This is a genomic window from Streptomyces sp. NPDC094147 (assembly GCF_044764265.1).
Classification (GTDB): domain Bacteria; phylum Actinomycetota; class Actinomycetes; order Streptomycetales; family Streptomycetaceae; genus Streptomyces.
This window is the reverse complement of sequence record NZ_JBIWHT010000026.1, coordinates 35,100-59,342: the sequence shown is the minus strand read 5'-3', so window position 1 is coordinate 59,342 and position 24,243 is coordinate 35,100. Positions and strand designations below refer to the sequence as shown.

Sequence of the window (24,243 nt, the reverse complement as noted above, 5' to 3'; positions counted from 1 at the left end):
CGACGCCGACAGGGGTGCCAGCGGGAGAGCCGTCCGCGCCCCACCCCGGCACGCCTTGGAAGATGCTCGCACGCCAACCCGGCGGTTCCGGGACGTCCAACGGTGGGGCACTGGGAACCACGACGCCGACAGGGGTGCCAGCGGGAGAGCCGTCCGCGCCCCACCCCGGCACGCCTTGGAAGATGCTCGCACGCCAACCCGGCGGTTCCGGGACGGGACCGCGGATGCTCGCATGGGGAACGGACGGGGTACTCGCTTGGGGCACCGGCATCCGATCCGGGCCAACCATTTCACTCACGGCAAACTCCCTTTCACCACAGCACGTGTCGGCCGCAACCAGCCAACAGCCCGAAGAACAGACGCCCCCGCACCCCACCCCATCACCGCCCGCTTCCCCACCCACGTCGCCCAAAGACAATCCCGGCCCGCGAAAGAAGACACTTGGAACCCACTTCGGTGAACGGCCAGGCGGGCTTCGGCGTCAGCCGACCCGGCCGAAGAGCCGGCCGAGCTTGATGTACTCCGCCTCAATGCCGGCGAGAAGGTCCTCGCCGGTCACCTGTCGGCCCACCGCCACCGCTTCGAAGGCGGCGCTCTCCACGCAGGCCCGGATGCTGCCGCCCCCCAGGTCGTAGGCCTGGGCGAGAACGTCGACCTGGAGGTCCTCGGGGGCGGTCTCGCCGAGAAGGGCGCGCCGCAGACGGGCGCGGACGTCGGGGCCGGGGCTTTCGAAATGGACGACCTCGTCGAACCCTCGGGTGAAGGCGGAGTCGATGTTGGAGCGGAGGTTAGTGGCGAGATCGCCAGCCCGTTGAACGCCTCCAGGCGTTGCAGGAGGTAGCCGCTCTGCATGTTGGCGTGCCGGTCGTTGGAGCCCTTGACCTCACCGCGTTTCGCGAACATCGAGTGGGCCTCGTCAAGGAGGACGACCGCCTCCAGGGTCTCGGCCGCGGAGAAGACCCATTCGAGGTTCTTCTCGTCTCGCCGATGTACTTGGAGACGATCGACGGCAGGCTGACGACGTACAGGTCCAGGTCCAGCTCGTGCGCTACGGCCTCGGCGGCCATGGTCTTGCCGGTACCGGACTCCCCCGCGAACAGTGCGGCGGTGCCCCGGCCCCGGCGCATCCCCCAGTCCCGGAAGACCTCCTCGCGGTGGCGGACCCGGGCGACCAGCGTGTCGAGGCGGTGTCGCACGGCCCCCGGCAGGACCAGGTCCTCCTAGCCCACGGCGGGCTCGATGTGCCGGGCCCAGGGCGCCGAGTTCGTCGGCCGAACGCAGCCGGGCGGCGGCCCATACCTCGGGCATGGCGGGGTGGTGGCGCGCAGCGCGTAGCCGCGATGCAGGCGCTCCACGGCGGCGGAGGCGGCGGCGCCGAGCTGGTCGCGCGGGTGGTGTGCCGCGGCGGAGCGGAGGTCGGTCTCGGCGGGCAGCGGCGCGTCCCACTCGTATGCGGACCAAGGCTGGGCCCCGTAGAACAGCAGGAGCGGCGGGGCTTCGTCGAGCCGGGTGGTTATACTGCGGAACAGGTCGACGCGTTCGGGGGTGCCGGTACCACGGGGGTACGGGCAGCAGGACGACGGCGCCCAGCAAACGCGCCTCCAGCGCGGTCCGTTCGGCCATCTGCGCGGGCGGAGTGTCCGTGGCGGCGGCGAACGCGTCCGGGTCGAGGAGCAGGCACCAGCCCGCCGGGCGGCGAGCGCTTCGCGCGCCGCGGGGAGGGCTTCACCGCGGATGCCCTGGCGCATGTAACGCGTGCGGCAGGGGTCGGTGGCGAGCGCTTCGTGCAGGGCGGCGAGGTGGTGGGGGTCGGTTCCGTGCGCGGCTTCGGGGTGCGGAGGCAGCACCCGCAGCCAGGCGGCGCCGCCCTCTTCGGGGCCGCCGTCGCGGCCGACGAGGAAGTCGACCAGGCGGCCGGGGACGTGGGCAGCCGGTCGGGGAAAGCCTCGGCGGGGTCCTCGTAAGCCAGCAGGCCCGTCGAGCAGGGGCTCGCCGGGCCGTAGCAGGCCGGCCGCGATGGCCTCCGGCACGGTGATGCCGTGCGTGGAGAGGACGACGGTGGGACGGGAGGACGCCCGCCCGCTCAGGAAGCGGAAGGCGGGCCCGCAGATGGGGGTCCCTGACCTGGGATCGCGGCAAGGAGCCTGCCCAGCACGGGAAGTTGGCGAGCGAGACCGGCACCAAGGTCTACTTCGCGGACCCGCACAGCCCCTGGCAGCGCGGCACCAACGAGAACACCAACGGCCTGCTGCGGCAGTACTTCCCCAAGGTCACTGACCTCTCCCCCTGGAGCGAGAGGGAGCTTGAGGCAGTCGCAGCCTCGCTCAACAGCAGGCCACGCAAGACGCTCGGCTGGAGGACTCCGGGAGAAGTCCTCGGGTGAGCACCTACACTTGGATCAACGAACCGATGTTGCGACGACCGGTTGAGTGCGGGCAGTACACGTCGCACCGTCAGGTCAACGCGCAGAGGCGACACCGACTGCCTCATCCGAGACATGCCGCTGGTAGCGGCTGTGCACCCACGCAGAGTTCTGCGCAACACCCCGTGCAGGCTGCCGGGCCGTCCCGGGTCCGCGCCGTGACGACCACAACGCCGTCGACAACAGCGACCGACTCGACGACCACAGGGGCGAGTTGCTGAAGCAAGAGGTAGCGACCTCATTCGCCACATCCCAGCATCCCGCCGCATGCACGTTAGGTCACGCTCTCCGCCCGAGCAATCAACAGCCACAAAAATTCTCGTATGAGCCAAGAGCCACACCCAAGTCGCTTTGATCGCCCACAGCACCGGCCTGACCTGAGGAGAAGTCGTCCGTGCCCGAAGTGACAAAGGTCCCGAGCGTCTGGGGCCCTGACTGCAACTTTGGCAGGGGGTAGAGCCAGCCCAGCGTCCAGTGATTCGGCCGGAGAGCATGCTGCACGATGAGTACTGCCATCATCCTCCAGGTGATTTTCCTCTGGGGCGTTTCGTTACGCCTTCCGGCGGGATTGGGGGATCCTGTGTCTCAGAGAAAAGGAGTTTCATAGTGCGATACGGACGTGCTTGTGCGATTGCGGCAATCCTGGCCGCTACCACTGTTCCTGCGATCGAGGTGTCGGCAGCCCATGCCGCAACTACAGTCTCGCAGGGAAGTGCGACGCTCGCGGTGCCTGCGATTCAGCAGAATTCGCCAATGTTGGTAACTCTCGACACTCCGCCCAAGGTTAATTCTGATCACGAATTTAAGATCGACGTCACCGTAAAGAATGTAAGCGACAGCAACCTCGAGGGCGTACGAGTCGATCTGGGTCTTGGGGGGGATGTTGAGGCACTCAAGGCTGACGACGACGGAGAGGTGAGCACGCAGCGGGGTGACCACCCCATGGCCAAGACCGTCTGGAAGATCGACAGTTTGAACGCGGGGGATAGCCGGACGCTTCACGCCACGTTCAAATTGGGGAAGAACCCCGGTGCCTTCATGCCACTGGATGCCACAGTAATCATGCATGACGACATCGTGACTTCTGAGACCAAGCTCATCCAGGTTGAGAACTGACCTCGAATTAGTTAGCGGCAGACCCACTGAACCTCTTTCATCCTGGCTCGTGAAGGGTGAAAGGGCTGGTCAGCAGGTTTGTTGGTGACATGGCGAAGCCTCCGTCGTTGGTGTGGTGCTCTCACGCATCACGCCGACAACGAAGATCTCCGACGATCAAGGGGACCTCCAAGTCGCCCGAACCGCCGGAGCTTCGATGTGCCGCCAGTCTGCCACGCCCTGCCTGACCAACTCGCCCACCCCGGAACAGCGTTCGCTGCCCGATCTGGCCGCACGGCTGACAGCCCTTCCCGACCCCCGCGACCGCCGCGGCAGGCGCCACCACTTGGTCAGCATTCTGCTCACCGCCTGCGCGGCTGTCCTGGCAGGCTCGAAGTCCTACGCCGTGATCGGCCAGTGGGCCCGGTCCGCTCCGCAGCACACTCTGGCCCGCCTCGGCGCCCGCACCACCACCATCTTCAACCTCCGCATCCCGCCGTCCACCGCCACCCTCCGCCGGGTGATCATCGCGGTGTGCCCCGGTGGACTGGCCGGCCTACTCGGCGCCACCCCGACCGGCACCGTCACCGTGGCCGTCGACGGCAAGACCGCCCGCGGCTCGCGCACCGAGACCGCCGACGCCGTCCACCTGCTCTCCGCGCTGACCGGCGACGGCCAGGTGATCTCCCAACTGCCCGTGCCAGACAAGACCACCGAGGTCACCGCCTTCGCCGCGCTGCTGTCCCCCCTTCGACCCGACAGGCACCGTCGTCACCGCCGATGCCCTGCACACCACCCGCGAACAAGCCCGCCACATCGTCCCCGGCAAACAGGCGCACTACTTCCTGGTGGTCAAGGCCAACCAGCCCACCCTCCACGCAGTGTTGAGGAAGCTGCCGTGGAGCCGGTGCCGCGAGGTGGCCTACGCCCGCAACCGTGGCCACAGACGCCGCGAGACCCGCTCGGCCCGTGCGCTGACCATCACCGACCTCGACCTCGGCTTCCCCTTCGCAGTGCAGGCGGTGAAGATCCGGCGACACCGCACCACACGCAAGACCGGCAAGACCACCCGGCCGACCATCTACGCGATCACCGACCTCAACTCCCGCCAGGCCCATCCGGCGGCACTGGGAAAGACCGCTCAGTCCCAGTGGGGCATCGAGGCCGTCCATCACGTCCGGGACGTGACGTTCAGCGAGGACGCCTCGAAAATCCGCACCGGGCACGGCCCGGCGAACATGGCCACCTTCCGCAACCTGGCAATCAACACCCCGCGGACGGCGGGTTACACAAGCATCGCCGCCGGGCTCCGGGAGATCTCCTACGAGCCGTTCACCCGACCGCTCGACCTGCTGAAACTCCCGTGACCTGCAAAGACACCCGGACCGCCGAACTTTGAATCAGCCCTGGCGGGACGGCCGCGTGTCATGTCCCAAGATTCGGGAATCTCAGCAGGTCACGAGCCCTGCAAGGTTAAGAATCAAGAAGCCGTTGGCCTATCGATCAGGAGGACGGTTGTGTTCGATCGGGCCCCTGGTCGGGTGATTTTGGCCGGGCGGAGGCATGGGAACTGGGCCCCTTGGTGGCTCGGGGTTGCGACGCCATCTCGAACGCCGAGGAGGCCCTGTTGTCCCAGCCTTGCGTGATGTCCCGGGTCATAGCTCCCGTGCCCGTGGCGTATAGGACTGCCCGCATGGTGACCGCCCCCGAGAGGCCCCTCGACACAGGTGCTCGCTGAGGGCTTTCTCGTTCTCGTAAAAAAGGCCCTCATGATCTCGTGATCTCGATCACTGGCGACCCGAGAGGCCTCCCTGTATCTATCGTTATAGTGGCTAGATGGGTCACTTCGCCGCATGGGTAATTTGTGCTGTACTCGTCCTCGTACTGGTTGTGTCCGTCGGCTGTGTCCTTCTGGCGCGCCGTGCCTGGCACCGGATCAGGGCTGATTCATAGTCCTGGCGGCTTTGAGAATCAGCAGGTCACACGGGTGTCACGAACCTTCACCAGAGGGTGCCCCCCACGCAACGAAGCATCTCCGTTGTCGGCGTGATGCGTGAGAACACCACACCAACGACGGAGGCTTCGCCATGTCACCAACAGCCCCGCTGACCAGCCCTTTCACCCTTCAAGAGCCAGGATGAAAGAGGTTCAGTGACAGCACGCGCCAATGTTCACAACCACACCGTACGCGTGGCCGAGCCGCCGCCGGCCGCCAGTCGAATCCGCACGAGGGAGACCGCGATGAGCACCATTCTGCGCGCCCCAACGGCCATCAGGAGCAGCGCGGCGTCGTGTGGACGGGCGGAGACGTGCCGGGCTTACCCGTTGGCTGGCCCCAGGCCCCGTCCCAGTGCCCGGCGTTGGCCCGAGGACCAGCCGACCGGCTGGTAGGGCGAGGCTGCACCGCACCCCGGGACGTGCAGCCGTCGGCAGGAGCTGGAGCAGGTCCGTTCAGTTGGAGGGAACGGCGTCCTTCGGGGCGGTGCGCCAGTTGGTGACGATCGGGTGGTCGACAGTGATGGTGCCGACCGGCAGGGAAACCGAGTTGGAGTCGCCATCACCGACGGCGACGATGATGCTGCTGTCCTGTTCCTTGCCACGGCTGCCCTTGGCGGTCTTCGGCTTCACCCCCGCGTAGGCGGTGATGCCCCCGCTCAGTTTGATCTGCTTGCTGGCGGTCTGCTCCGCGGGACGCGCCTCGGTGCCGCCAGACCCGAACGCCACGGCCCGAAGCCCGGCGGGTAGGCAGCGCGTATCCGTCTCTGGTTCAGGGGAGTTGGCGAGGCCGGTCGACAACCGCCCGCTCCAGGATCGCGTTGGCCCAGACCAGCGTGCCCGCCTTCCCCCATTCGCTGGTCCTGGTGAGAAAGGTCCGTTGGCCGAGGAACGCCAGGGTCGCCCTGTCGAAGATCCATTCGGTGCGCTGGCAGCGCTGGCGGTCCTCACGCGCGATGGCGAGACCATGGCGGCCGTCTGCGTCGGCACCATCCGACGTCTCCACCACACCCGGGATCTTCGCCGCAGCCTTGTAGAGGGCAGCCTGTATCTTGGGCGGCATCACCGTCTCCCCCAGCAGACTGCCGAAAGAGTCGAAGACGGTCTGGTCGAAGTCCTGGCCTTGTACCGGCGAACTCTCCTGTCGTATGCGCTGGTAGAGAGCGTCGGGTTCAGTAGGTAGGGAGGCCAGCCATCCGTAGGTGGGGCGATGGATGCCCGCGGGCGTCGGTTCACTGTGGATGGGTACGAACTCCCCGTCTTGGCGGAAGACCCCGACGTCACCGGTCGGGCGCAGATCCTGCGGCCGCCAGTCCTCCCGGTCTTTGAGCTCGCCCGCCTCGACCGGCTTGATGTGTGCCGTACGGGTCGCCTTGCTGCGCACGTAGACGTACTGATCGTCCCTCACCGGCCCGACGTTGGCCGTCAGGGCCACGGCGGCGAGCCGGTCGAGCAGCGCCGTCGCCCCGTGTGCGGTGCCGGGAGCGGCGGCCTCGATCCGCACCGCGGAGCCGTCCTGGTGCGTCCTGGGCAGGACGGTGACCAGCACGGCCGCCGCTACGGCCGCTGCCGCCAGCGGCAGCGCGATGGGCGGGCGCATCAGCCGGCGGCGCGCCCGGGACCGGTCACCGTCGATGGTGTGCATGAGCAGTTCCTTGTGGTGGCGGTGACGGACAGGAGGCAGGTCTTGATCGGTGGGGGTGGGCAGCAGCCGGGCAAGCTCCTGGTGGTCGGGGGTACTCATCGAGACGCCTCCTGAACGGTCAGGGCCGGTGGAGCGGCCGTGGGTTGTACTGTCGCGCCGGCGGACCGGGTGCGCTCGCATCGACCGCTGAGTTGTTCGTCGGTCAGCTTCCGCAGCTGGGCGCGGGCGCGGGAGAGGCGGGATCGCACGGTGCCCACGGGTATGCCCAGGGCTTGTCCGGCCTCGGCATAGTCCAGGTCGGCCCATACACACAATGCCAGTACCTCCCGCTCGGGGCGGCGCAGCTGCGTCAACGCCTGGCGTACGGCGTCCAGTTCGCGGCTGCCGTCGATACGCGATGCCGATTCGTCCGCGAAGTCGATGACCTCGTCCAGCCCCTGCCGACGGGTCAGGAAGGCGATCCGGCGACGGACCCGCCGATTGGCATTGCGCGCCTTGTTGGTGGCGACGCCCAGCAGCCACGGCCGCAGGGACCCACCCTGCGGCTCGATCTCCTCCCGGGTGCGCCAAGCCTCCAGGAAGGTGTCGGACATCACCTCTTCAGCCGTCGACCAGTTGCCCGTCAGCCGGTAAGCGTGGTTGTAGACCCCTCGCGAATGCTCCTCGTAGAACTCGGCGAACGCCTCCCTGTTACCCGCTCGTATGCGGTCGCGCATGGATACCTCTCAGTCCGTTTCTCCTCACGTCTAGTTCCTCTCCGCGACCACGAGCCAGTTCCGGTGACCCGCGTCACATTCCGGGCCACGCCCGCGAAGGTCCAGACCAAGCTGATCAAGACCACCGGCGTCAAGGACCGTACGACCGCGGACACCGACGACCCGCGAGAGGGCACGCCGGTCCTGCGCAGCTGGCCCAACGACCCAGCCGCCTTCGCGCGGACCGCCCCAAGCCGCGCGTCCAGCGCCCGCAGGGCATCGGCCAGTTGGCCACGCCCGTGCCCCGCGCCGTCAAGCAGGCTCACACGCCACCGCCTGCGGTCTGCGTGCCGACTGTGCCGACCGGCCCGCAACCAACGCAAGTTCTCGACCTGTTGACCAGTCTCGACGCCCGCGTCATCTGGATCAGCGGCAACGCCGACCGCGAACTCCTTGAATACCACCGGGGCAACGCGACACGATCCCCCATCCGATCGCCAAGGCCATGACCCGCCAGATGCAGGCTCAAGGGGCCGAGCACATACACACCCGGCCGGGCCTTGATGCTTTCCGCCGGCTGGATCTACGAATGCACCGGAGCCGACACCTCCACGGACTACTGACGCGCCCACCGAGGAGACCCCCGCAGGCGCCCAGACAGCTTGGCGAAAGACATAGGGACTCCGCCAACCGGACGACCACAAGTGGCAGGCCCGGCTATCCCGTCGGCTTCCACAGGTGGGCCTCAGGCCTGAACCAGTCGGGGTTGTCGACGCTCGTATGGGCCTGGATGCACGTGTAGGCCACGCCGCCGTAGACCACGCGGTTCCCCACCACGTAGTAGTGATGCGACTGCCAGGACGGCGTGATCTCGCCCGAGTGCGAATCCGAGTGCGACGGGGACGGCGAGGTCGGGTGGGACGTCGTGGACGTCGAGTGCGACGCGGAGGGGTCCGTCCCCGTACTCGGGCTGCGCTGCCCGTCGGCTCCGGGACTGGACTGTGCGGAGCGGAAGGGGTCGGAGGGGCTCACGGACCCCGGGGTCGAGCCCTTGGGGGAACCGTGGGGTGAGGCCTGTGTCTCGGCGCGGGCCTGGTCTTCGGCGGTGGACGGTGTCGTGGACGGAACGGTATCGGGGGCTCCGGCGCCATGGCCGGTCGATCCCATCAGCGCGGCGAGGTTGTCGGGTCCGCCTCCACCGAAGGCAAAGATGCCCGCTCCCGCCAGCGCCACGACACTCGCGGAGCCCGCGTATATGCGCCACCGGGCGCTGCGTAGCCTCCGGCGCCTGCTCTGCAGCTGCGCCGCATCGAACACTATCGTCTCGTCGTCGGGGGCCGTCTCGCCATGGGGGCCTTCCCACTGCTCCCCGGCGGACGGCGACTGCTGGTCGGCCACCCTCTACCACCGTCTCATGTCATGAATTGCCTTTATTTGCTCAGGTTATGCGGGGACGGCGACCTGACGGGCAAGGCCCGTCTCGTTGGCCACTAGGGCAGCCTGGGTGCGGTTTTCGAGGTGCAGCTTGCCGAGCAGCCGGGACACGTACGTCTTCACGCTCGCCCGGGACAGGTGGAGTTCCTCGGCGATGCGGGCGTTCTCGAAACCGCAGCCGAGCAGTTGCAGTACGAGGCGCTCGCTGTCGTTGAGCAGGCTGACCCGGGGGTGGGCGCGGGTGAAGCGGGTGCTGGAGCCGGTGGGCTTGTCCATCAGAGGGCCGAAGACCTCCGGCGCGATCGCGCAGCCGTCCGAGAGCACATGACCGAGGACGGAGTCGAGCAGGGCCGCGTCCAGGTCCTTGGTGATGAACCCGCGGGCCCCGGCGTCCAGCGCCTCCTCCAGCCCCTCGAGCCCGGCGCCGCCGGTGAGCAGGACCACTTTGGGGGGCCGGCTGAGCAGACCGCCGAGGCGCTCGGTGCGGAACCCGACGGACCGCGCCAACGGCAGGTCCATGACGACGAGTTCAGGCTCGGTGCTCCGCAGAAGCTTCGTCACTTCCAGGGCGCTCGACGCCTCGGCTACGACGTCGTAACCCAGACCTTCCAGAAGACTGCACAGCCGGGTACGGAATACCTGGTCGCCGTCGGCGACGAGCACGGTGCTCTGAACCGGCTGCCGCCTTACGCCCGTTGGCACGCCGTGAAGTTCCGCTGTCGAGTTCATGAGGACAAGTGTGGCGCATGCAGGCTTAGGTATCGTCTAACGAGTTCTTAAAATGTCTTAACCCGGGTTATCGATCGGGAAACGGCACCCACCGTGCCCGCGCGGTCACAGTTCCCCGCGATGGAATTCCTCGCACGGTGAAGACGGTATGGTTTCGCCAACTGTCAGAATCCACCGCCCGACAGAAGGCCGACGCCATGAACAATCTCGACAGCGGCCCAGGCCGCAGGTGGCCTGCTTCCCATTCCGCGCCGAGCGATACACCCGTCTATGACGCCGTGGTGGCAGATCTCGGGTACCCCTACATGGACGTGATCGTTCCCGGCCGTCTTGAACTGACGTGGGAACGGCATCTCGGTTACCTGCCCGCGCAGGACCCTCAGGGCAATTGAGAAAATCCCGGCGGGACTTTGGTACTTAATTCCTCGGGACTAATGGAAGTTCCTAACCGGGACGTTGGCCTCCCGGAGTTTCTTTTCCGCCGTGCTCTACTTCTGTGCGTGTCCCAACAACCCGGAATGACGCGGGCACCGCACCGCTGGTGGACGGCGGCACCGTGTGGCGTGCGTGGGAACTCGCTCGCCGCGGCGCTCGCCCTCGGCCCGCTGCCCGCCGGGTACGCGATCGGCCGGCACCACGAGCGCCGTGCCGCCGCTCAGCACCGGGTGCGGGACCTGGAGCGCGAGCGGACGGTGCGGGAGGAGCGGGCCGCGGCCCGGGAACGGTCGCGGATCGCCCGGGACATGCACGACACCCTCGCCTACCGCGTGAGCGGCATCGTCGTGACCGCGAACGCCCTCCTGGCCACGTCGGGGAGCCTCCCGGCCGTGTCGGCCCTGGCCGTCGAGCGGATCCGGAAAGAGGGCCACCAGGCACTGGAGGAACTGCGCGAGACACTGTGTCTGCTCGCCTCCCGCGCTGCCGCCGTCAGGACGCCCGCCGCTCACGTGGACCGCATCGTGGCGCTGACCGACCAGCTCCGCATGGACGGCACGACCGTACGCCTGGAGATCGACGGGCATCCCGAAGTGCTCCCGGAGCCAGTGCAGTTGACCGCCTATCGTGTGGTCCAGGAGTCCCTGACGAACGCGGTCCGATACGCGACGGGGGCCGACGTCTCGGTGCTGGTCCGGTGCGAGGCGGACGGACTGCGGGTGGAAGTGGCGGACCCGGGGCACGACGTGCTCCGGCCGCGGCCCTGCCGTCCGGCCACAACGGGCTCGCGGAGCGCGTCGGCCTGCTCGGAGGCGCCTTCCCCGCCGGGCGGTGCGGCGAGGGCTTCGCCGTGCGCGCCTTCCTGCCCCTGGCCCGGCGGCCCGGCGAGGGCGACGTCCCTGCCCCACACCCCGTACGTGTGCCGGCACCTCGTACGCGCGAAGTACCCTCCGCCGCACCTGACGTCACGCAGTCGCCGTCTCCCGGAGCCCGGCCGCCCCGCCCGTGATCGACGAAGGTTGAGTCGGGACGGTCCGTACGTCCGCGGCCGTCACCCCAGGAGGACACCCTCCCGCCGCCCGGCTGCGCCAGCCTGGAGGGACGATGGACGACGCGGCAGAATACCCGACCACGCCCTACCCGGACTTCGAAGGGTACGTACGTGCCAGACGCGGCGTGCTGCTGCGCAGGGCGGAGCGCCTGGTGCCCAACCGGCAGGACGCCCAGGACCTGTTGCAGGTGGCATTGCTGCGCACGTTCCACAGCTGGAACCGCATCCGCAACAAGACCAACCCCGACGCCTATGTCCAGCAGGTCCTCAACAGCGTACGGATCGACCTGTGGCGCGGCGGGGGGCTCCGCGACGTACCGACCGCCGATCCGCTGGACGGCACGGCGCCCGACTTCGTGCCCGACCACGCGGAGCACGACACCCTGCGGGTGCTGGTGAGCAGGCTCCCCCGGCGGCGCCGTCACGTCGTGTTCATGCGGTACTGGCTCGGCATGAGCACCCGTGAGATCGCCACGGTCCTCGGCCTCGCTCCGGGGACCGTCCGGAGTACCCTGTTCCAGACGCTGCTGAGGCTGCGCGCGGATCTGGAGCGGGACGAGGCCGGAGCGGTTCATTCCGGCAGCCCGACCCGGCTGACGAAGCGGGCCAGTTGAACCCGGTTCGCCAGGTCCAGCTCGGTGAGGGACTGCGTGACGTGGTTCTTCACCGCGGCCTCGGGAAGCCCCAGTTCCCGGCCGATGGCGGCGTTGGTCAGTCCGGTCTTGAGCGGCCGCAGGACGGCCCGTTCCCGGTCGGTCAGCGCCGCGACCAGCTCGAGCTCCCGGGGCGAGGGGCGGTCGGCCTGCCGCCGCGAGCCGACCAGTTGGCCCGCGGCCTCGGGGTGCAGCACCGCGTGCCCGGCGTGGGCCGCGTGAATGGCTTCCAGCAGGTCCTCCACCGACATGTCCTTCAGGAGGAATTCCGACACCCCGCTGGTCAGGGCCTCGCGCACCGAGGAGTGGTCGTGGAAGGCCGTCAGGATCAGCACCCGGGGCGGTTCCGGCAGCGCCGGCAGACGCCCGGCGAGCGACGGTCGGCTCTCGTCCGGCAGCCCCAGGTTAACCAGGGCCACGTCCGGGCGGGCGCGGAGCACGGCCCCCACACCTGACGCTCCGTCAGGCGCCGTGCCCGCCACCGCGATGTCCTCGCTGGAGGAAATGATCTGCGCCAGCCCGCTCCTGACGATGACGTTGTCCTCGACAATCACAGCCTCGATCATCAGCGGCAAAACTCCCCATCGCCAGTCGGCATGCCATCGCTGTATGCCACCATCTGTTGCGGTTCGTTCCGATGCCCTCGTCCGGCACCGCCAATCGGAGCAACCCGGATGATCACGGTCCTGCCGGTCAGCGGCGACCGGCACCTGCGCGCGGTCCTGCGCGGGACCTACTGGACGGCCGTGGCATCAACACCGTTGAGGAGGCATGGGACAGCGCCACCGCGAAGGACCGCGTCCGCGTCCCGCTCCCCGACGCCGTCGTCGTTCACGCCGCCCCCGGAACCGACGGACTGTCCATCGGGCAGGAGATCCCACGAGCCGAATGCACAGCACATCCTTCTCGTGGGATCGCCGCAGGACCGGCTCACGGAAGAGGCAATTGGGACCGGCGCCTCGGGACTTCTGTCCGTCAATTCACTGACGAAAGACCTCGTACGCGCAGTACGTGCCGTCGTGGCCGGGAATGCGTCCTTCTCCAGCGAAATGACCAGGGACGTGGTCGAACTCACGTCACGGCCGCGTCTGGACCCAGCGCATTCCAGATGACACTTCCGCTCTCGAAGGCTTGACGGACCGTCAGAACCAGGTCCTCGAACTCCTCGCGACCGGTCTTTCCAACGCCGAGATCGCCGAATCCCTGGGTCTGCTCACCGGAACGGTCAAGACGCACGTGAGTCAGGTACTCGCACGCCTCGGAGCGCAGAACCGTGTGGCGGCGGCCCGAATTTTCTTCGGCCCGTGAATCGCCGCACCCTATCGGACGGCACCAGCCGTTGAGGTCAACTTTCGGCTGATGGGCGTAGCCCATTGGTCACGCAGGTCGCCTTCGGAAGGTACATAGGCTGGGACGGCCCTATTCCACTCCCTCGGAAACAAGGTCTCCCGTGAAAAAAGGTGCTCCTGCGCCGGGCCCCCGGCAAGAGCGGATACCAGGAGCCGGCGGAACGCGGCCGCCCCTTCCCTGGCGCAGGCGAGTGCTCGCCGACCTTCGAGTGCCGACTCGCATGCTGATCGTCGTCCTCGTACCGCTGCTCGCCGCGCTCGGCTTCGCCGGCATGCGCGTCAAGGACGCCTTGGACACCGCCGACCAGTACCGCAGTACGGCGCAGATAGCCAGGACCAGCCGCACCGGGACCTCCCTCATCCGGGCACTGGCCCAGGAGCGCGACCTCGCGGTCGACCCGCAGGCCCGTGAGCGGCTCCACCCCTCCGACGGCGACGGGCGCGCCGAGACCGACGCCAAGGCCAAGCAGTTCCTGCACGAACTCACGGAACTCCCCGCCAGCTCCGGCATGGAGCGCCAGTACAAGGTCACCAGCGCCGGACTCGACGCCCTCCAGACGATCCGCAAACTGGCGGACTCCCACAGCGCCCCCAGCGACGTCGAGAACCAGTACGGCGGTGTGATCGTGCCGATCGCCAGTCTGTATAACCAGGTCGGCGGGATCGGCGAGCAGGCCCGGGGCGCCGGCTGGACCCTGTACACCTTGGCCCTCAACGACGTCATGGTCACGAGCCAGCGTTCGGTGCTGTCCTCCACGATGCCCTCGGGCACCCTCAGCACCGGAGCGCAGGGCAACGTCCTCTCCTCCCAACTCGTGCGCGACATCACCGGCACGGAGTTCGGCCTGTACGCCGAACCCACCGAAGCCGCCGCCTTCCAGAAGATCGTCGGCGCCGCGCCCTCCGCAACCGTGACCGAAGCGGTCCAGAAGCTGGGCACCTCCACCGGCCAGGTCAACCTCAACAAGGTGCTGCCGAAGAGCTGGTACGAGGACCTCACCCGCGTCAGCACCCAGCTGGACCAGCTCCAGGACACGGTGGAGAGCCGCGTGCTCGCCAGCGCGCTCAAGCAGAAGGACCAGGCCCGCCAGAAGGCCGTCATCTCCATCGCGCTCTCCGTCCTCGCCCTGCTGCTGGCCACGGTCCTCGTCATGGCGACTTCCCGGCACCTGGTGCGCGGACTGACGTGGCTGCGCCGCTCGGCCGTCAAGGTGGCCGACGTCCACCTGCCCGACGTGACCCGGCACCTCTCGCAGGGCAGCGAGCTGCCGCGCGCGCTGGAGGGCAAGGTGCTCGCGCCGCGCAGCCGGGACGAGATCGGCGACGTGGCGCGCGCCTTCGACCGCGTCTACCTGGAGGCCGTACGCCTCGCACGCCAGCAGGCCGGCACGCGCGAGGAGGTCAACCTCCTCTTCCAGAACCTCTCCCGGCGCAACCAGTCCCTCATCCAGCGCCAGTTGGCGGTCATCACCGAGTTGGAGAGCCGCGAGCTGGAGCCCGAAGAGCTCTCGCACCTGTTCCATCTCGACCACCTCGCCACGCAGATCCGCCGCAACAGCGAGAACCTGCTGGTGCTGGCCGGAGCGGAGATCACCTCCGAGCGCCGCGAGACGACGGACCTGCTCGCGCTCATCCGCACCGCGGCCTCCGAGATCGAGGACTATCAACGAGTCACCTATCACGCGCTGCCCCCGGTCGGCGTCGTGGGCTACGCCGCCGACGACCTCGTCCACCTCATCGCCGAGCTCCTGGACAACGCCGCGTCCTTCTCCAGCCCCGACACATGGGTCGTGGTAAGCGGCCGGCGGATGCCCGACGGCCGCGTGCTCCTGGAGATCCGCGACGCGGGCATCGGCATGGGCTCCGAACAGCTCGCCCGGGCCGAGCAGGCGCTGCAACAGCCCGCGGGCTGCCGGTCCGACCTCAGCGAGTCCATGGGCTTGTACGTGGTGGGCGCACTCGCCCGCAAGCACCAGGTGGCGGTCCGCCTGTACGAGAACACGCCGACAGGTCTGGTGGCCGCGCTGATCCTGCCGCAGTCCATGCTGGCGCAGGTGGGTGGGACACCGCTGACGACGCAGGGGGCGACGCCGGTCTCGGCGCGGGGCGCGGCAACGGTTGCGGGGCGGGGTGCGGCCCCGGCGGTCTCGCGGTCGACTCCGGGTTCGGGCCTGGCCTCGGCCCCGGTTGCGGGTTCACCGTCGGCTCCAGCTTCGGGCGCGATCTCGGTGCCGCCCTCGTCGTTGGCTCTGGCATCGGCTCCGATGGAGCGGGCGCCGCAGCGCCACCGCCACGGGCACGCCCGTGGGGTGATGCGTACCCGGCCCCAGCCGCCCCAGGCGATCGAGCGCCCCGCCGACCCCGCCCAGGACCAGCCAACCGTATCGATGCGGGCCATCGGCGCAACGACCGGAGCCGAGGCCTCGGCCGTCGACCCCGCGGCCGGTACGGGGCAGGCCTCGCCAGGCGGCCCGACGGCTAGCCCGCAAGCCTCGCCGCAGCCGGGCGGCGGCGCGGCGGAGTCCACCCGCGCCGGTCTGCCGGTGCGTCAGCGGCGCGCCCGCGTCGGCAGCATCAGCCCTCCCGGCCCGGCGGGCGGCGACGCGGCCGCCTTCCCCGATCCCGCCGAGATCCGGCGGCGCATGAGCGGCCTGACCGACGGGATCGCCCAGGCCGAGCCGGAACAGGAGGACCCCCGTGTACGCGATTGAGCCGTCTCCCGCACAGCGCTCGCTCACCCAAGGCACCGACAAGGTGCGCGAGTTCCAGTGGGTGCTGGAGAAGTTCCAGACCGACCTGCCGGGCGTCTTCGACGTCGCCCTGGTCTCGGCGGACGGATTGCTGCTTGCGCGGGCCTCCGCCCCCAAGGCACCGGCCCCCGGCCTCGTGTCGCCGATCACCAGCGGTCTGGCGGCCCTGGCGGGCGCGGCGTCCCAGCTGCACGAGTCGGGTGCGGTGCACCGCACCGTCCTGGAGATGCAACACTCGACCCTGGTCGTGGTCACCGTCTCCGACGGGTCGCTACTCGCGGTGGCCGCCGACTCGGGCACCGACCGGGCGGTGCTGGGCTATCAGATGACCCGGTTGGTGCGCCGGGTCGGCCATGTCCTCACCTCCGAACTGCGGTCCACTCTGAGGGATCATGCCGCGGCAGCCTGCTGAGCCGCCCAGACCCGGGCCCCCGCCACTGGCTCCCCGTCCCTACACCATCACGGCCGGGCGGACGGTGACGCACCTGGAACTGCCCCTGGAGGCCCTGGTCGTGGCCAACCGGCGGAGCCCAGTCACGGCGGGACAGCCCGAGCACAACCTAATTCTGGCCCTGTGCACCGAGCCAGCCTCGATCGCCGAACTGTCCGCGCACCTGCGGGTGCCCGTGGGGGTCGCCCGCATCCTCGTCGCGGACCTGTCCACCACGGGACTCGTCGCGGTCATGGAACCCATCGGCGATCGGCCGACCACCGCACTGTTGGAAAGGGTCCTCAGTGGACTTCACAGCCTCTAAACAGCCGTCTTCCGCCGAGAGAATGTCATCGGCCAAGATCGTGGTCGCCGGGGGCTTCGGCGTCGGCAAGACCACGCTGATCGGCAGCATCTCCGAGATCGTCCCGCTGCGAACGGAGGCGGTCATGACCGTGGCGTCCGAGGGCATCGACAGTCTCAACCACGTGCCGACCAAGCGAACCACCACGGTGGCCATGGACTTCGGCCGGGTGACCCTGGAGGAGTCCCTCGTCCTGTACCTGTTCGGCACGCCGGGACAGGACCGCTTCTGGTTCATGTGGGACGACGTGGTCCAAGGTTCGATCGGCGCGATCGTCCTCGCGGACAGCAGGCGCTTGGCCGACTCCTTTCCCGCGGTCGACTACTTCGAGGAGTGCGGCGTGCCGTTCGTGGTCGCGCTCAACGGGTTCGACGGCCGCCAGCCCTTCGCGCCAGACGAGGTCCGCCGCGCCCTGCAGCTGAGCGAGGACGTGCCCGTCGTACAGACCGACGCCCGGCAACGATCCGCGGTCCAGGACGTCCTGATCCACATGGTGGAGCACGCCCTGGAGCGGCGCCTCGCCGGAGTGGCCGGATCGGCGCGCGCGACCGCGAGCCTGTGAAGCGGGCGCGTGGAACGGGCTTGTGAAACGGCCCTTGGTCCTTCGGAACGGAGAGAAGAATGCAGTCAGTCGACAACCGAGCTCTGGGCATCCGGAACGTCATCCACGAGTCCTGGTCGGCGATACCGGGCGTCCAGCGGGCCGTACTGCTGTCGGCCGGCGGCCTCGTGCTGTGCGCGGACCCGTCCACCGACACGGCCGACGCCGAGCGGCTCGCCGCCTTGTCGTCGAGCCTGGTCTCGCTCACCAGGGCGGCGGCCCAGGCGTACGGCAGCGGCTGGGTGGGGGCCGTGGTGATCAATATGCAGCGGCACCACCTGTGCATGGCGCCCGTCGACTCCCAGACGAGCCTGGTCGTGCTGTGCGACGCAGACACGGATACCGGGCACGTCATGTACGCAACGTCCGTGCTGGCGGGCGACATCGCCACGCTGTTGGACGGCACGACCCGGGAACACCTCGGCCGGTTTTTCCTCCAGCCCGGCTGACGGACCGTCCGGCACAAGCGTCGGAGGCCGGTCAACCTTTGCCCGTGTTCGTCCGCCAATGGCAATGCTCTAAGCTGCAGTTAGTCCGTAATGTGACGAAAGGTTGGGCTGGTTGGGCGCTCATCGGCACCACCGCTCCATGACTTGGGATCACATGAGTACACATTGGCTGCGCCATCGGCGACTTGGCGTACAGGTGACCGCAGTGCTGGCCCTGCCGGTCTCCCTGGCCATCGCTCTGGCCGCACTCCAGATCCGGGAGGCGACCGCTCACTCCGCCCAGAGCGTCACCGCCGAGCGGCGGGCGCTGCTCTCCGTGGCCGCGGCCTCCCTGGCACGCGACCTGCAAAACGAACGGGACGCCCTGTCCGTGGCGGCGGGCCGGGTCGACGACGGCGTCACCCAGCGGCGCGAGCTGACGGACACGGCGCTGAAGGACTTCCGCACGGCGGCCGCCCGCAGCACGGGCGACCAGGAGGTGGCGACCAGGCTCGCGCAGAGCGGGGAGGCCCTGGACCAACTGGTCTCGGTGCGCAAGGGCGAGATGACGAAGCGGACCGCGCTGCTGCCGTCGATCGCGGCCTACACCACCATCGTCGACGCAATGATCGCCCTCGTTCCGGCCGGTGGCCTTGGTGCGCACGCCGTGGCCACGTCCTGGGCTCCGTACACGCTCGCCGCAGGGGCCTCGGCGCTCTCCGCCCAGCGTGCGCTCATCAACTCCCCTACTGTGACAGGCAAGTTGATCAAGGAAGAGCAGGCCCTCCTCACCCGGCAGGACGGGGTGCGCCAGTTCATGTCGCGGGAGTTCGAGGCCGCGGCCCAGCAACTCGGCCGCCCCGCCCCCGAGGTCGCCGTCGACGCGTCCTGCCTCGCCGAGCCGCTCGGCAAGGCCGTGGCCGGAGAGCGCCCCGCGCCCGCGCAGTGGGTCGCCTGCAGCTCGCGCGTCCTGGACCGGATGCACGAGGTCGAAGCTGCTCTGCTCACTCAGTCCCTGCACACCGCGTCCGCGGCCCGGGACCAGGCCCGGCGCACCATGATGTGGCACATCGCCCTGGTCGCGGCCGTCCTCGCCGCCTCGGCCGCCGTCGCCGCCCTGACCGCCCGCAGACTCGTGCGCCGACTGCACCGGCTACGCCGGGCGGCGCTCAAGGCGCAGAACGAACTGCCGGACTTCGTCCACCGGATGTCCCGCTCCCCCGACCCGCAGCGCGTAGCGGTCGACGTGACGCCGGTCGACCTCGGCCACCGGGACGAAGTGGGGGACGTGGCGCGGGCGTTCGACGCGGTCGTCAAGGAGGCCGTCGGCCAGACGGCACAGCAGGCGGTGCTGCGCGCCGCCGTGCGCGGCAAGCTCGCCGCCATGTCGCGGCGCAGCCACCTTCTGGTGCACCAACAGCTCGACCTGCTCAGCCAGTTGCAGATGGCCGAGCAGAACCCGGCCACCCTCGGCTCGCTCTTCCAGCTGGACCACCTCGCCACCCGCATGCGCCGCCACGGCGAGACCACGCTCGTGCTCGCGGGCGAGGACCCCGGGCGCCGCCACCGTGAGGACGCCCCGCTCGTCGACGTCCTTCGGGCCGCGGCGGCCGAGGTCGAGGACTACACCCGGGCCGTCGTAGGCCCGGAGGTGCCCGGCCTGTTCCTCAAGGCGCGGGCCGTGCACGGCATCACGCACATGATGGCCGAATTGATAGAGAATGCCACGAAGTTCTCGCCCGCGCACCGCTCCGTCCTCCTGTCGGCGGAGACGACCGCCACCGCAGGCGCCGTCGTCCGCGTCAGCGATGGCGGGGGCGGGATTCCCCGCGAGCAGCTCGACGCGCTCAACGTGCGGCTCCAGAGCGAACTGCCCGTCGACTGGGTGCAGTCCGAGTGCACCGGTCTGTACGCCGTCAACTGCCTGGCCGCGCTGCACGGCGCGAGCGTGTACATCGACTCGACGCAGCACGGCACCACCGTCGCCGTATCCCTTCCGGCGACCCTCCTGGTGAGTCCGCCGGCACAACCAGGGCCGGAGTGACGCATGCCGGCCCATATATGCACCCTCGCCCACCGCCGCCTGCGCTCCCTGGCCCTCTGCGACACGCCCTCGCCCCGGCGCCGGCACGTCCAGGACGCCGCGCTCGCCGCGCTCGTCACGGCCGCCAGCTGTCTCGCCCTGGCGACGTCGTACCGTACGGGCCTCGTCCACAGCTATCCGGTCAGCTGCCTGTGCGCGCTGATCGCGGCCGCGAGCCTGATGTGGCGGCGGACGCACCCGGAGATCTGCGCCCTGGTCGCCTTCGCCGCGACCCTGACCTCGGACGAGGGGACGTCGCTGGCCGCCGCGGCGTACGCGGTGGGCCGGTACGGCACCCGCTGGCGCGCGCCGATCGTGGGCCTCGCCGCGGCGGCCTATCTGAGCACCCGGTGGCTGACCGGCGAACTGATCGGCAGCTCGCCGTGGCGCGTGTACTTCACGGGTCTCGCCTTCGTCCTGCCCGCCTGCTACGGGCACGTCATACGGCGCCAGCGGGAACTCAAGGAGCAGTTGCGCGCACGGCTCGTCCGGGCCGAGGCGGCCACCGACCAGGTGGCCCGCTTCGCCCTGACGGAGAAGGGGACCCGGCTCGCCTTCGAGATCCACGACAACGTCGGCCACCACATGACGTACTTGGCGCTGCGCGCCGGGGCCGCCCAGCGCCGCAAGGGGCTGCCGCCCGAAGCGGCCCGGGACTTCGAGGAGCTCCAGGAGGGCGCCCTCACTGTCATGCGCGAGCTGCGCGGCGTCATCGACGAGCTGCGCGCCCCGCACGGCACCGACCGGCAGGCGCCGCAGCCGGACTGCCACGAGTTCCTGGCGGAGCTGACGCGGAACATGCGGGCGATCGGCATGGACGCCGCGTACTCGGTCAGCGGCACGCCCCGAACCCTGGCCGCTCAGGCCGAGAACCTGCTGTACCGAGTGGGCCGCGAGTCACTCACGAACGCGGCCAAACACTCCCCCGGCGCCCCGGTCCACATCGGCCTGGCGTTCTCGGCCGACGCGGTCTCCCTCACCATCCGCAACGGCCCCTCCCCGCACCAGCCCCTCCCCGTGAGCTCGGGCGGGCTGGGCCTCGCGGGCCTGCGCGAGGCCATCACGGCGGCAGGCGGCCACTTCCGCGCCGGGCCACTGCCGGACGGCGGTCACCAGGTCCAAGCCGTCATCCCACTTCCGCACCCCGAGAAGAAGGAACCCGCACCGTGACCATTCGAGTGATCATCGTCGACGATCAGGCCATCATCCGGTCGGGCCTGCGGATGATGCTGGAGTCGACGGAGGAGTTCGTCGTGGTGGGCGAGGCCGCCGACGGTGCGGACGCGATCATCCAGGCGAAGCTCCACCAGCCCGACATCGCGCTAATGGACCTGCGCATGCCGAACATGGACGGCGTCTGCGCCACCCGCAAACTGGTCCAGCTCCCAGCTCCCCCGCACGTCCTCGTCCTGAGCACGTACAGCAGCGACAACCACGTCCTGGAGGCCCTCGACGCCGGCGCCAGCGGCTTCCTCCTGAAGGACCTGCGCTGCGAGGAACTCCTCTCCGCCTTGCGCGTCATCGCCTCCGGAGGCCGCGTCTTCGCCCCGGAGCTCCTGCGCAACCTCGTACGCCAGGCGACACTGCGCACCCCGGTGCACGTCAACGACATCGAGGCGCGGGTCGCTGCACTCAGCGAGAGCGAACGCAAGGTGCTGCGCCTGATCGGCATGGGAATGTCCAATGGCCAGATAGCCAAGGAACTGCACCTGGCGGGTGCGAGCGTGAAGACCTATGTGTCACGGACACTTGCGAAACTGGGCCTGAACAACCGCACCCAGGCGGCGGTGGTCGCCTACACGATCGGGCTGGTCAACAATCCGGGGGACGGGCCGGGCGACAGCCCGGCGGCTTAGCAGCGCTTCGCTGGATTGTGGCTCTGCGGCTGCGGATCAGGTGTCGTCGTGCGGGCGTGTCCGAACTCCCTCCCCGCTTCTGCCCCAAGGAGCTTCTTCAGCCCACTGATCAGGTGACAGAGGGAATCCCGTGACAGGCGAGGCCCTCGGGCTGTTGAGCGAGATGTCTCACGTCTCAACTCATCAGCCAGATGGCCTCGTTGGTTACCCATCCTTGCGCACTGGACCTGCCGCATGCACTCGTGGAGTGGGTCACCATGCTCATCGTCACCCAGGAGGGTGACCGCCGCTGCTAGCTCCGCCCGTCGGGACGGGCCCTGGTGGCGCTGGTCTACCTGCGAGAGCACACCACCCTCGCGAAGATCGCCGCAGGTTTCGGGACCAGCGAAGCCACCGCCCCACGCCCACGCTTACGTACACAGCGTGACGGTGCTCCTCGCCCCCAATGCCCCGTCCCTGTCCCGGGCGCTACGGAAAGCCAAGCCCGAGTACGTCCTGGTGGACGGCACCATCGCCGAGTGCGACCGGGTCGGCGAGGGCCAACGCAACTACTCTGGCAAGGCCAGACGCCACGGTGTGAACATCCAGGCCGTCACCGATCCGGCCGGCGAGGTGATCTGGCACTCGCCCGCACTGCCCGGACGGACCGTGGACATCGCGGCAGCGCGGACCCACCACATCATCACGATGTGTGAGCGATTGAAGATCCCGGCCTTGGCGGACAAGGCATACGTAGGGGCCGGCGGGACCTTCTGCACGCCGTTCAAACGCCACGGCGGCCGAGAGCTGACCACCCATCAAAACTGCATCAACCGCGCACACTCCTGGCTTCGGAGTCCTGTTGAACGGGCCTTTGCCCGGCTCAAGTCCTGGCGCATCTTCCGCCGTTCCCGCTGCAGCCCCAACCGACTCACGTCAATGGCCAAGGCCATCCTCACTCTGGAGCAGCACCGCTGAAGAAGCTCAAGGAAGTCCTCGGTCACGCCTACCTCGACGTCACAGCCATCGTCTACGCCAACCCTCGGGAATTGCACCGGACGGGCGAGAAGCTGCAGGTCGCGAGGTCGGAGCACTGTCCGACGCGGTCTCCATCCTCCTGCAACTTGACGGCCTGTCAATCCCAACGCAGCGTGGACGGTTTCGTTATTGCGCCGAGACTGATCATCTGCGGCTACTTCAAGGCCCACCACGTCCGCTACACAGCCGAGTAGGAAACCCACCAGTTTCGGCTCAATAAGTCGCTGAGGCGGCTCTCTCTTCACGCCCCGAATCTCAACATAGACATGCCCACCAGACGACCTGCGCGGCGATCAGTACCACGCTCGAGCGATCACGAACCGAGGAAGATCGGACTTAGACCGTGTCCTACATGGTCAGTTTGAGTAACCGCTTGTAGCAGCAGAGCGCCGCTGCCAGTCCAAGAAAGGCCAGGTAGTTGCCTGGTTGCCGCTCATACCGGTGATTGAGCCGTCGGTAGCCGGTCAGCCAGGACATGGTGCGCTCGACGACCCACCTACGACGGCCAAGCCGCTCGCTGGAGTCGATGCCCTTGCGGGCGATACGGACACCGATGCGCTTGCCCCATAGCCATCGCCGCAGGTGCGGGACGTCATACGCCTTGTCGGCATGCAGGCGTTGCGGCTTCGAATCCGCCGCGTGGAGTTCGTGTCCCATGTGGAAATGGGACAGCATCGGCTTCAAGGCGAGGCTGTCGTGGGTGTTGGCCGCGGAGAGTCCGACGCGTAGGGGCAGTCCGTTCGCATCCGACAGGACGTGCATCTTGGAACCCGGCTTACCCCGGTCCACGGGGCTCGGACCTGTCTGTTCGCCCCCTTTTTAGCCCTCACGTGCGCGGAGTCGAGGACTGCACGGGACAGGTCGACCAAGTCCTGCTCGTCCAGGAGTTGGAGAACCTTCTGATGCAGTCGGCCCCAGACCCCGGCGCGGGACCAGATGGCGAAGCGGCGGTGCACGGTCGACTTCGACGCTCCGAAGCATGGCGGTAACGCCCGCCATGCACAGCCACTGACGAGAACGTAGATGATCGCCGCAAATACAGCCTCATCATCGATGTTCGTGACCCCACCGCCCTGCGGACGTACCCGCGCCGCCGGCAGCAACGGCCTTGCCAGCTCCCACAAGCCGTCGGGAACGATCCATCCCCATTGTCCACTCCCCATACCCAGCACAACCACCAACTGACCATGTAGGACACGGTCTTAACACCC

23 protein-coding genes and 4 pseudogenes are annotated in these 24,243 nt (G+C 68.7%); 17 read left to right on the top strand and 10 right to left on the bottom strand.

Features of this window, described 5'->3' with window-relative positions; all coding sequences use genetic code 11:
* Positions 1-788: 788 nt before the first annotated feature.
* Positions 789-1,067 carry a hypothetical protein gene (locus ACIQ8J_RS28595; protein WP_403607976.1) on the bottom strand — a complete coding sequence of 93 codons (279 nt, stop codon included), beginning with the start codon at positions 1,065-1,067 and terminating at the stop codon, positions 789-791.
* 153 nt (positions 1,068-1,220) lie between these two features.
* Complete coding sequence (locus ACIQ8J_RS28590; RefSeq protein WP_403277251.1) at positions 1,221-2,030, bottom strand: hypothetical protein; 810 nt, start codon at positions 2,028-2,030, stop codon at positions 1,221-1,223.
* An 86-nt stretch (positions 2,031-2,116) separates the two neighbouring features.
* On the opposite strand from ACIQ8J_RS28590, the pseudogene ACIQ8J_RS28585 reads away from it, so the two are divergent.
* The 3 genes and pseudogenes from ACIQ8J_RS28585 to ACIQ8J_RS28575 all read left to right on the top strand — a co-directional run.
* Positions 2,117-2,429: pseudogene (locus ACIQ8J_RS28585) on the top strand (IS30 family transposase); the annotation flags it as partial.
* Positions 2,430-3,028: 599 nt separating this feature from the next.
* On the top strand, positions 3,029-3,538 hold the full coding sequence (locus ACIQ8J_RS28580) for a hypothetical protein (protein WP_403277252.1): 510 nt from the start codon (positions 3,029-3,031) through the stop codon (positions 3,536-3,538).
* Positions 3,539-3,734: 196 nt separating this feature from the next.
* A pseudogene (locus ACIQ8J_RS28575) lies at positions 3,735-4,007 on the top strand (transposase family protein); the annotation flags it as partial.
* Between the two features lie 66 nt (positions 4,008-4,073).
* On the opposite strand, the gene ACIQ8J_RS28570 reads toward ACIQ8J_RS28575, so the two are convergent.
* Entirely contained in the window at positions 4,074-4,292 is a 219-nt protein-coding gene (locus ACIQ8J_RS28570) for a hypothetical protein (RefSeq protein WP_403607979.1), read from the bottom strand.
* 10 nt (positions 4,293-4,302) lie between these two features.
* On the opposite strand from ACIQ8J_RS28570, the gene ACIQ8J_RS28565 reads away from it, so the two are divergent.
* On the top strand, positions 4,303-4,884 hold the full coding sequence (locus ACIQ8J_RS28565) for an ISAs1 family transposase (protein WP_403607975.1): 582 nt from the start codon (positions 4,303-4,305) through the stop codon (positions 4,882-4,884).
* A gap of 1,084 nt (positions 4,885-5,968) precedes the next feature.
* Here ACIQ8J_RS28565 and ACIQ8J_RS28560 read toward each other — a convergent pair.
* From ACIQ8J_RS28560 to ACIQ8J_RS28540, 5 genes are all read right to left on the bottom strand, one after another.
* A complete protein-coding gene (locus tag ACIQ8J_RS28560; RefSeq protein WP_403276985.1) occupies positions 5,969-6,241 on the bottom strand; it encodes a hypothetical protein in 273 nt (90 codons plus the stop codon).
* A gap of 43 nt (positions 6,242-6,284) precedes the next feature.
* Positions 6,285-7,256 (bottom strand): CU044_5270 family protein, encoded by a 972-nt coding sequence (locus ACIQ8J_RS28555; protein ID WP_403276986.1) that lies wholly within the window; start codon positions 7,254-7,256, stop codon positions 6,285-6,287.
* Positions 7,253-7,873 (bottom strand): RNA polymerase sigma factor, encoded by a 621-nt coding sequence (locus ACIQ8J_RS28550; RefSeq protein ID WP_403276988.1) that lies wholly within the window; start codon positions 7,871-7,873, stop codon positions 7,253-7,255. Before ACIQ8J_RS28550 ends, ACIQ8J_RS28555 begins: the two co-directional genes overlap by 4 nt.
* Before the next feature lie 696 nt (positions 7,874-8,569).
* Entirely contained in the window at positions 8,570-9,250 is a 681-nt protein-coding gene (locus ACIQ8J_RS28545; protein ID WP_403276990.1) for a carbohydrate-binding protein, read from the bottom strand.
* 45 nt (positions 9,251-9,295) lie between these two features.
* Positions 9,296-10,015 carry a response regulator transcription factor gene (locus ACIQ8J_RS28540; RefSeq protein ID WP_403276992.1) on the bottom strand — a complete coding sequence of 240 codons (720 nt, stop codon included), beginning with the start codon at positions 10,013-10,015 and terminating at the stop codon, positions 9,296-9,298.
* Between the two features lie 197 nt (positions 10,016-10,212).
* On the opposite strand from ACIQ8J_RS28540, the gene ACIQ8J_RS28535 reads away from it, so the two are divergent.
* From ACIQ8J_RS28535 to ACIQ8J_RS28525, 3 genes and pseudogenes are all read left to right on the top strand, one after another.
* On the top strand, positions 10,213-10,407 hold the full coding sequence (locus ACIQ8J_RS28535) for a hypothetical protein (RefSeq protein WP_403276995.1): 195 nt from the start codon (positions 10,213-10,215) through the stop codon (positions 10,405-10,407).
* Between the two features lie 42 nt (positions 10,408-10,449).
* Positions 10,450-10,914, top strand: a pseudogene (locus ACIQ8J_RS28530) (histidine kinase dimerization/phosphoacceptor domain-containing protein); the annotation flags it as partial.
* Positions 10,915-11,554: 640 nt separating this feature from the next.
* Positions 11,555-12,115 (top strand): SigE family RNA polymerase sigma factor, encoded by a 561-nt coding sequence (locus tag ACIQ8J_RS28525; protein WP_403276996.1) that lies wholly within the window; start codon positions 11,555-11,557, stop codon positions 12,113-12,115.
* On the opposite strand, the gene ACIQ8J_RS28520 is transcribed toward ACIQ8J_RS28525, so the two are convergent.
* The gene (locus tag ACIQ8J_RS28520) at positions 12,073-12,720 is read right to left on the bottom strand and encodes a response regulator (RefSeq protein WP_403276998.1); all 648 of its coding nucleotides are present in this window, start codon (positions 12,718-12,720) and stop codon (positions 12,073-12,075) included. The two genes, ACIQ8J_RS28525 and ACIQ8J_RS28520, sit on opposite strands and share 43 nt — an antisense overlap.
* A 535-nt stretch (positions 12,721-13,255) precedes the next feature.
* Between ACIQ8J_RS28520 and ACIQ8J_RS28515 the strand changes: the two genes are divergently transcribed.
* The 10 genes and pseudogenes from ACIQ8J_RS28515 to ACIQ8J_RS28470 all read left to right on the top strand — a co-directional run bounded on the left by ACIQ8J_RS28515 (position 13,256) and on the right by ACIQ8J_RS28470 (position 22,972).
* Positions 13,256-13,462 carry a helix-turn-helix transcriptional regulator gene (locus ACIQ8J_RS28515; RefSeq protein WP_403277068.1) on the top strand — a complete coding sequence of 69 codons (207 nt, stop codon included), beginning with the start codon at positions 13,256-13,258 and terminating at the stop codon, positions 13,460-13,462.
* Between the two features lie 262 nt (positions 13,463-13,724).
* Positions 13,725-16,214, top strand: coding sequence for a nitrate- and nitrite sensing domain-containing protein (locus tag ACIQ8J_RS28510; protein ID WP_403277000.1), 2,490 nt, complete (start codon positions 13,725-13,727; stop codon positions 16,212-16,214).
* Positions 16,201-16,665: a roadblock/LC7 domain-containing protein gene (locus tag ACIQ8J_RS28505; RefSeq protein WP_403277003.1), complete on the top strand. Its 465-nt coding sequence runs from the start codon at positions 16,201-16,203 to the stop codon at positions 16,663-16,665. Before ACIQ8J_RS28510 ends, ACIQ8J_RS28505 begins: the two co-directional genes overlap by 14 nt.
* Positions 16,666-16,729: 64 nt before the next feature.
* Positions 16,730-17,008: a DUF742 domain-containing protein gene (locus ACIQ8J_RS28500; RefSeq protein WP_403277006.1), complete on the top strand. Its 279-nt coding sequence runs from the start codon at positions 16,730-16,732 to the stop codon at positions 17,006-17,008.
* On the top strand, positions 16,989-17,609 hold the full coding sequence (locus tag ACIQ8J_RS28495; protein WP_403277009.1) for a GTP-binding protein: 621 nt from the start codon (positions 16,989-16,991) through the stop codon (positions 17,607-17,609). Before ACIQ8J_RS28500 ends, ACIQ8J_RS28495 begins: the two co-directional genes overlap by 20 nt.
* Positions 17,610-17,668: 59 nt before the next feature.
* Positions 17,669-18,097 carry a roadblock/LC7 domain-containing protein gene (locus ACIQ8J_RS28490; RefSeq protein ID WP_403277012.1) on the top strand — a complete coding sequence of 143 codons (429 nt, stop codon included), beginning with the start codon at positions 17,669-17,671 and terminating at the stop codon, positions 18,095-18,097.
* Positions 18,098-18,293: 196 nt separating this feature from the next.
* Positions 18,294-20,120 carry a nitrate- and nitrite sensing domain-containing protein gene (locus ACIQ8J_RS28485; RefSeq protein WP_403277015.1) on the top strand — a complete coding sequence of 609 codons (1,827 nt, stop codon included), beginning with the start codon at positions 18,294-18,296 and terminating at the stop codon, positions 20,118-20,120.
* 3 nt (positions 20,121-20,123) lie between these two features.
* Positions 20,124-21,329, top strand: coding sequence for a sensor histidine kinase (locus ACIQ8J_RS28480; protein ID WP_403277018.1), 1,206 nt, complete (start codon positions 20,124-20,126; stop codon positions 21,327-21,329).
* Complete coding sequence (locus tag ACIQ8J_RS28475) at positions 21,326-22,015, top strand: response regulator (protein ID WP_403277021.1); 690 nt, start codon at positions 21,326-21,328, stop codon at positions 22,013-22,015. The genes ACIQ8J_RS28480 and ACIQ8J_RS28475 overlap by 4 nt, the downstream gene beginning before the upstream one ends.
* 200 nt (positions 22,016-22,215) lie before the next feature.
* Positions 22,216-22,972, top strand: a pseudogene (locus ACIQ8J_RS28470) (transposase family protein).
* Positions 22,973-23,380: 408 nt separating this feature from the next.
* On the opposite strand, the gene ACIQ8J_RS28465 reads toward ACIQ8J_RS28470, so the two are convergent.
* Positions 23,381-24,195 (bottom strand): IS5 family transposase gene (locus ACIQ8J_RS28465; protein WP_403277071.1). Its coding sequence is split into 2 segments (ribosomal slippage): positions 23,381-23,853 and positions 23,853-24,195, totalling 816 coding nucleotides; the frame shifts between segments, so codons are not numbered across the junction.
* Between the last annotated feature and the right edge of the window lie 48 nt (positions 24,196-24,243).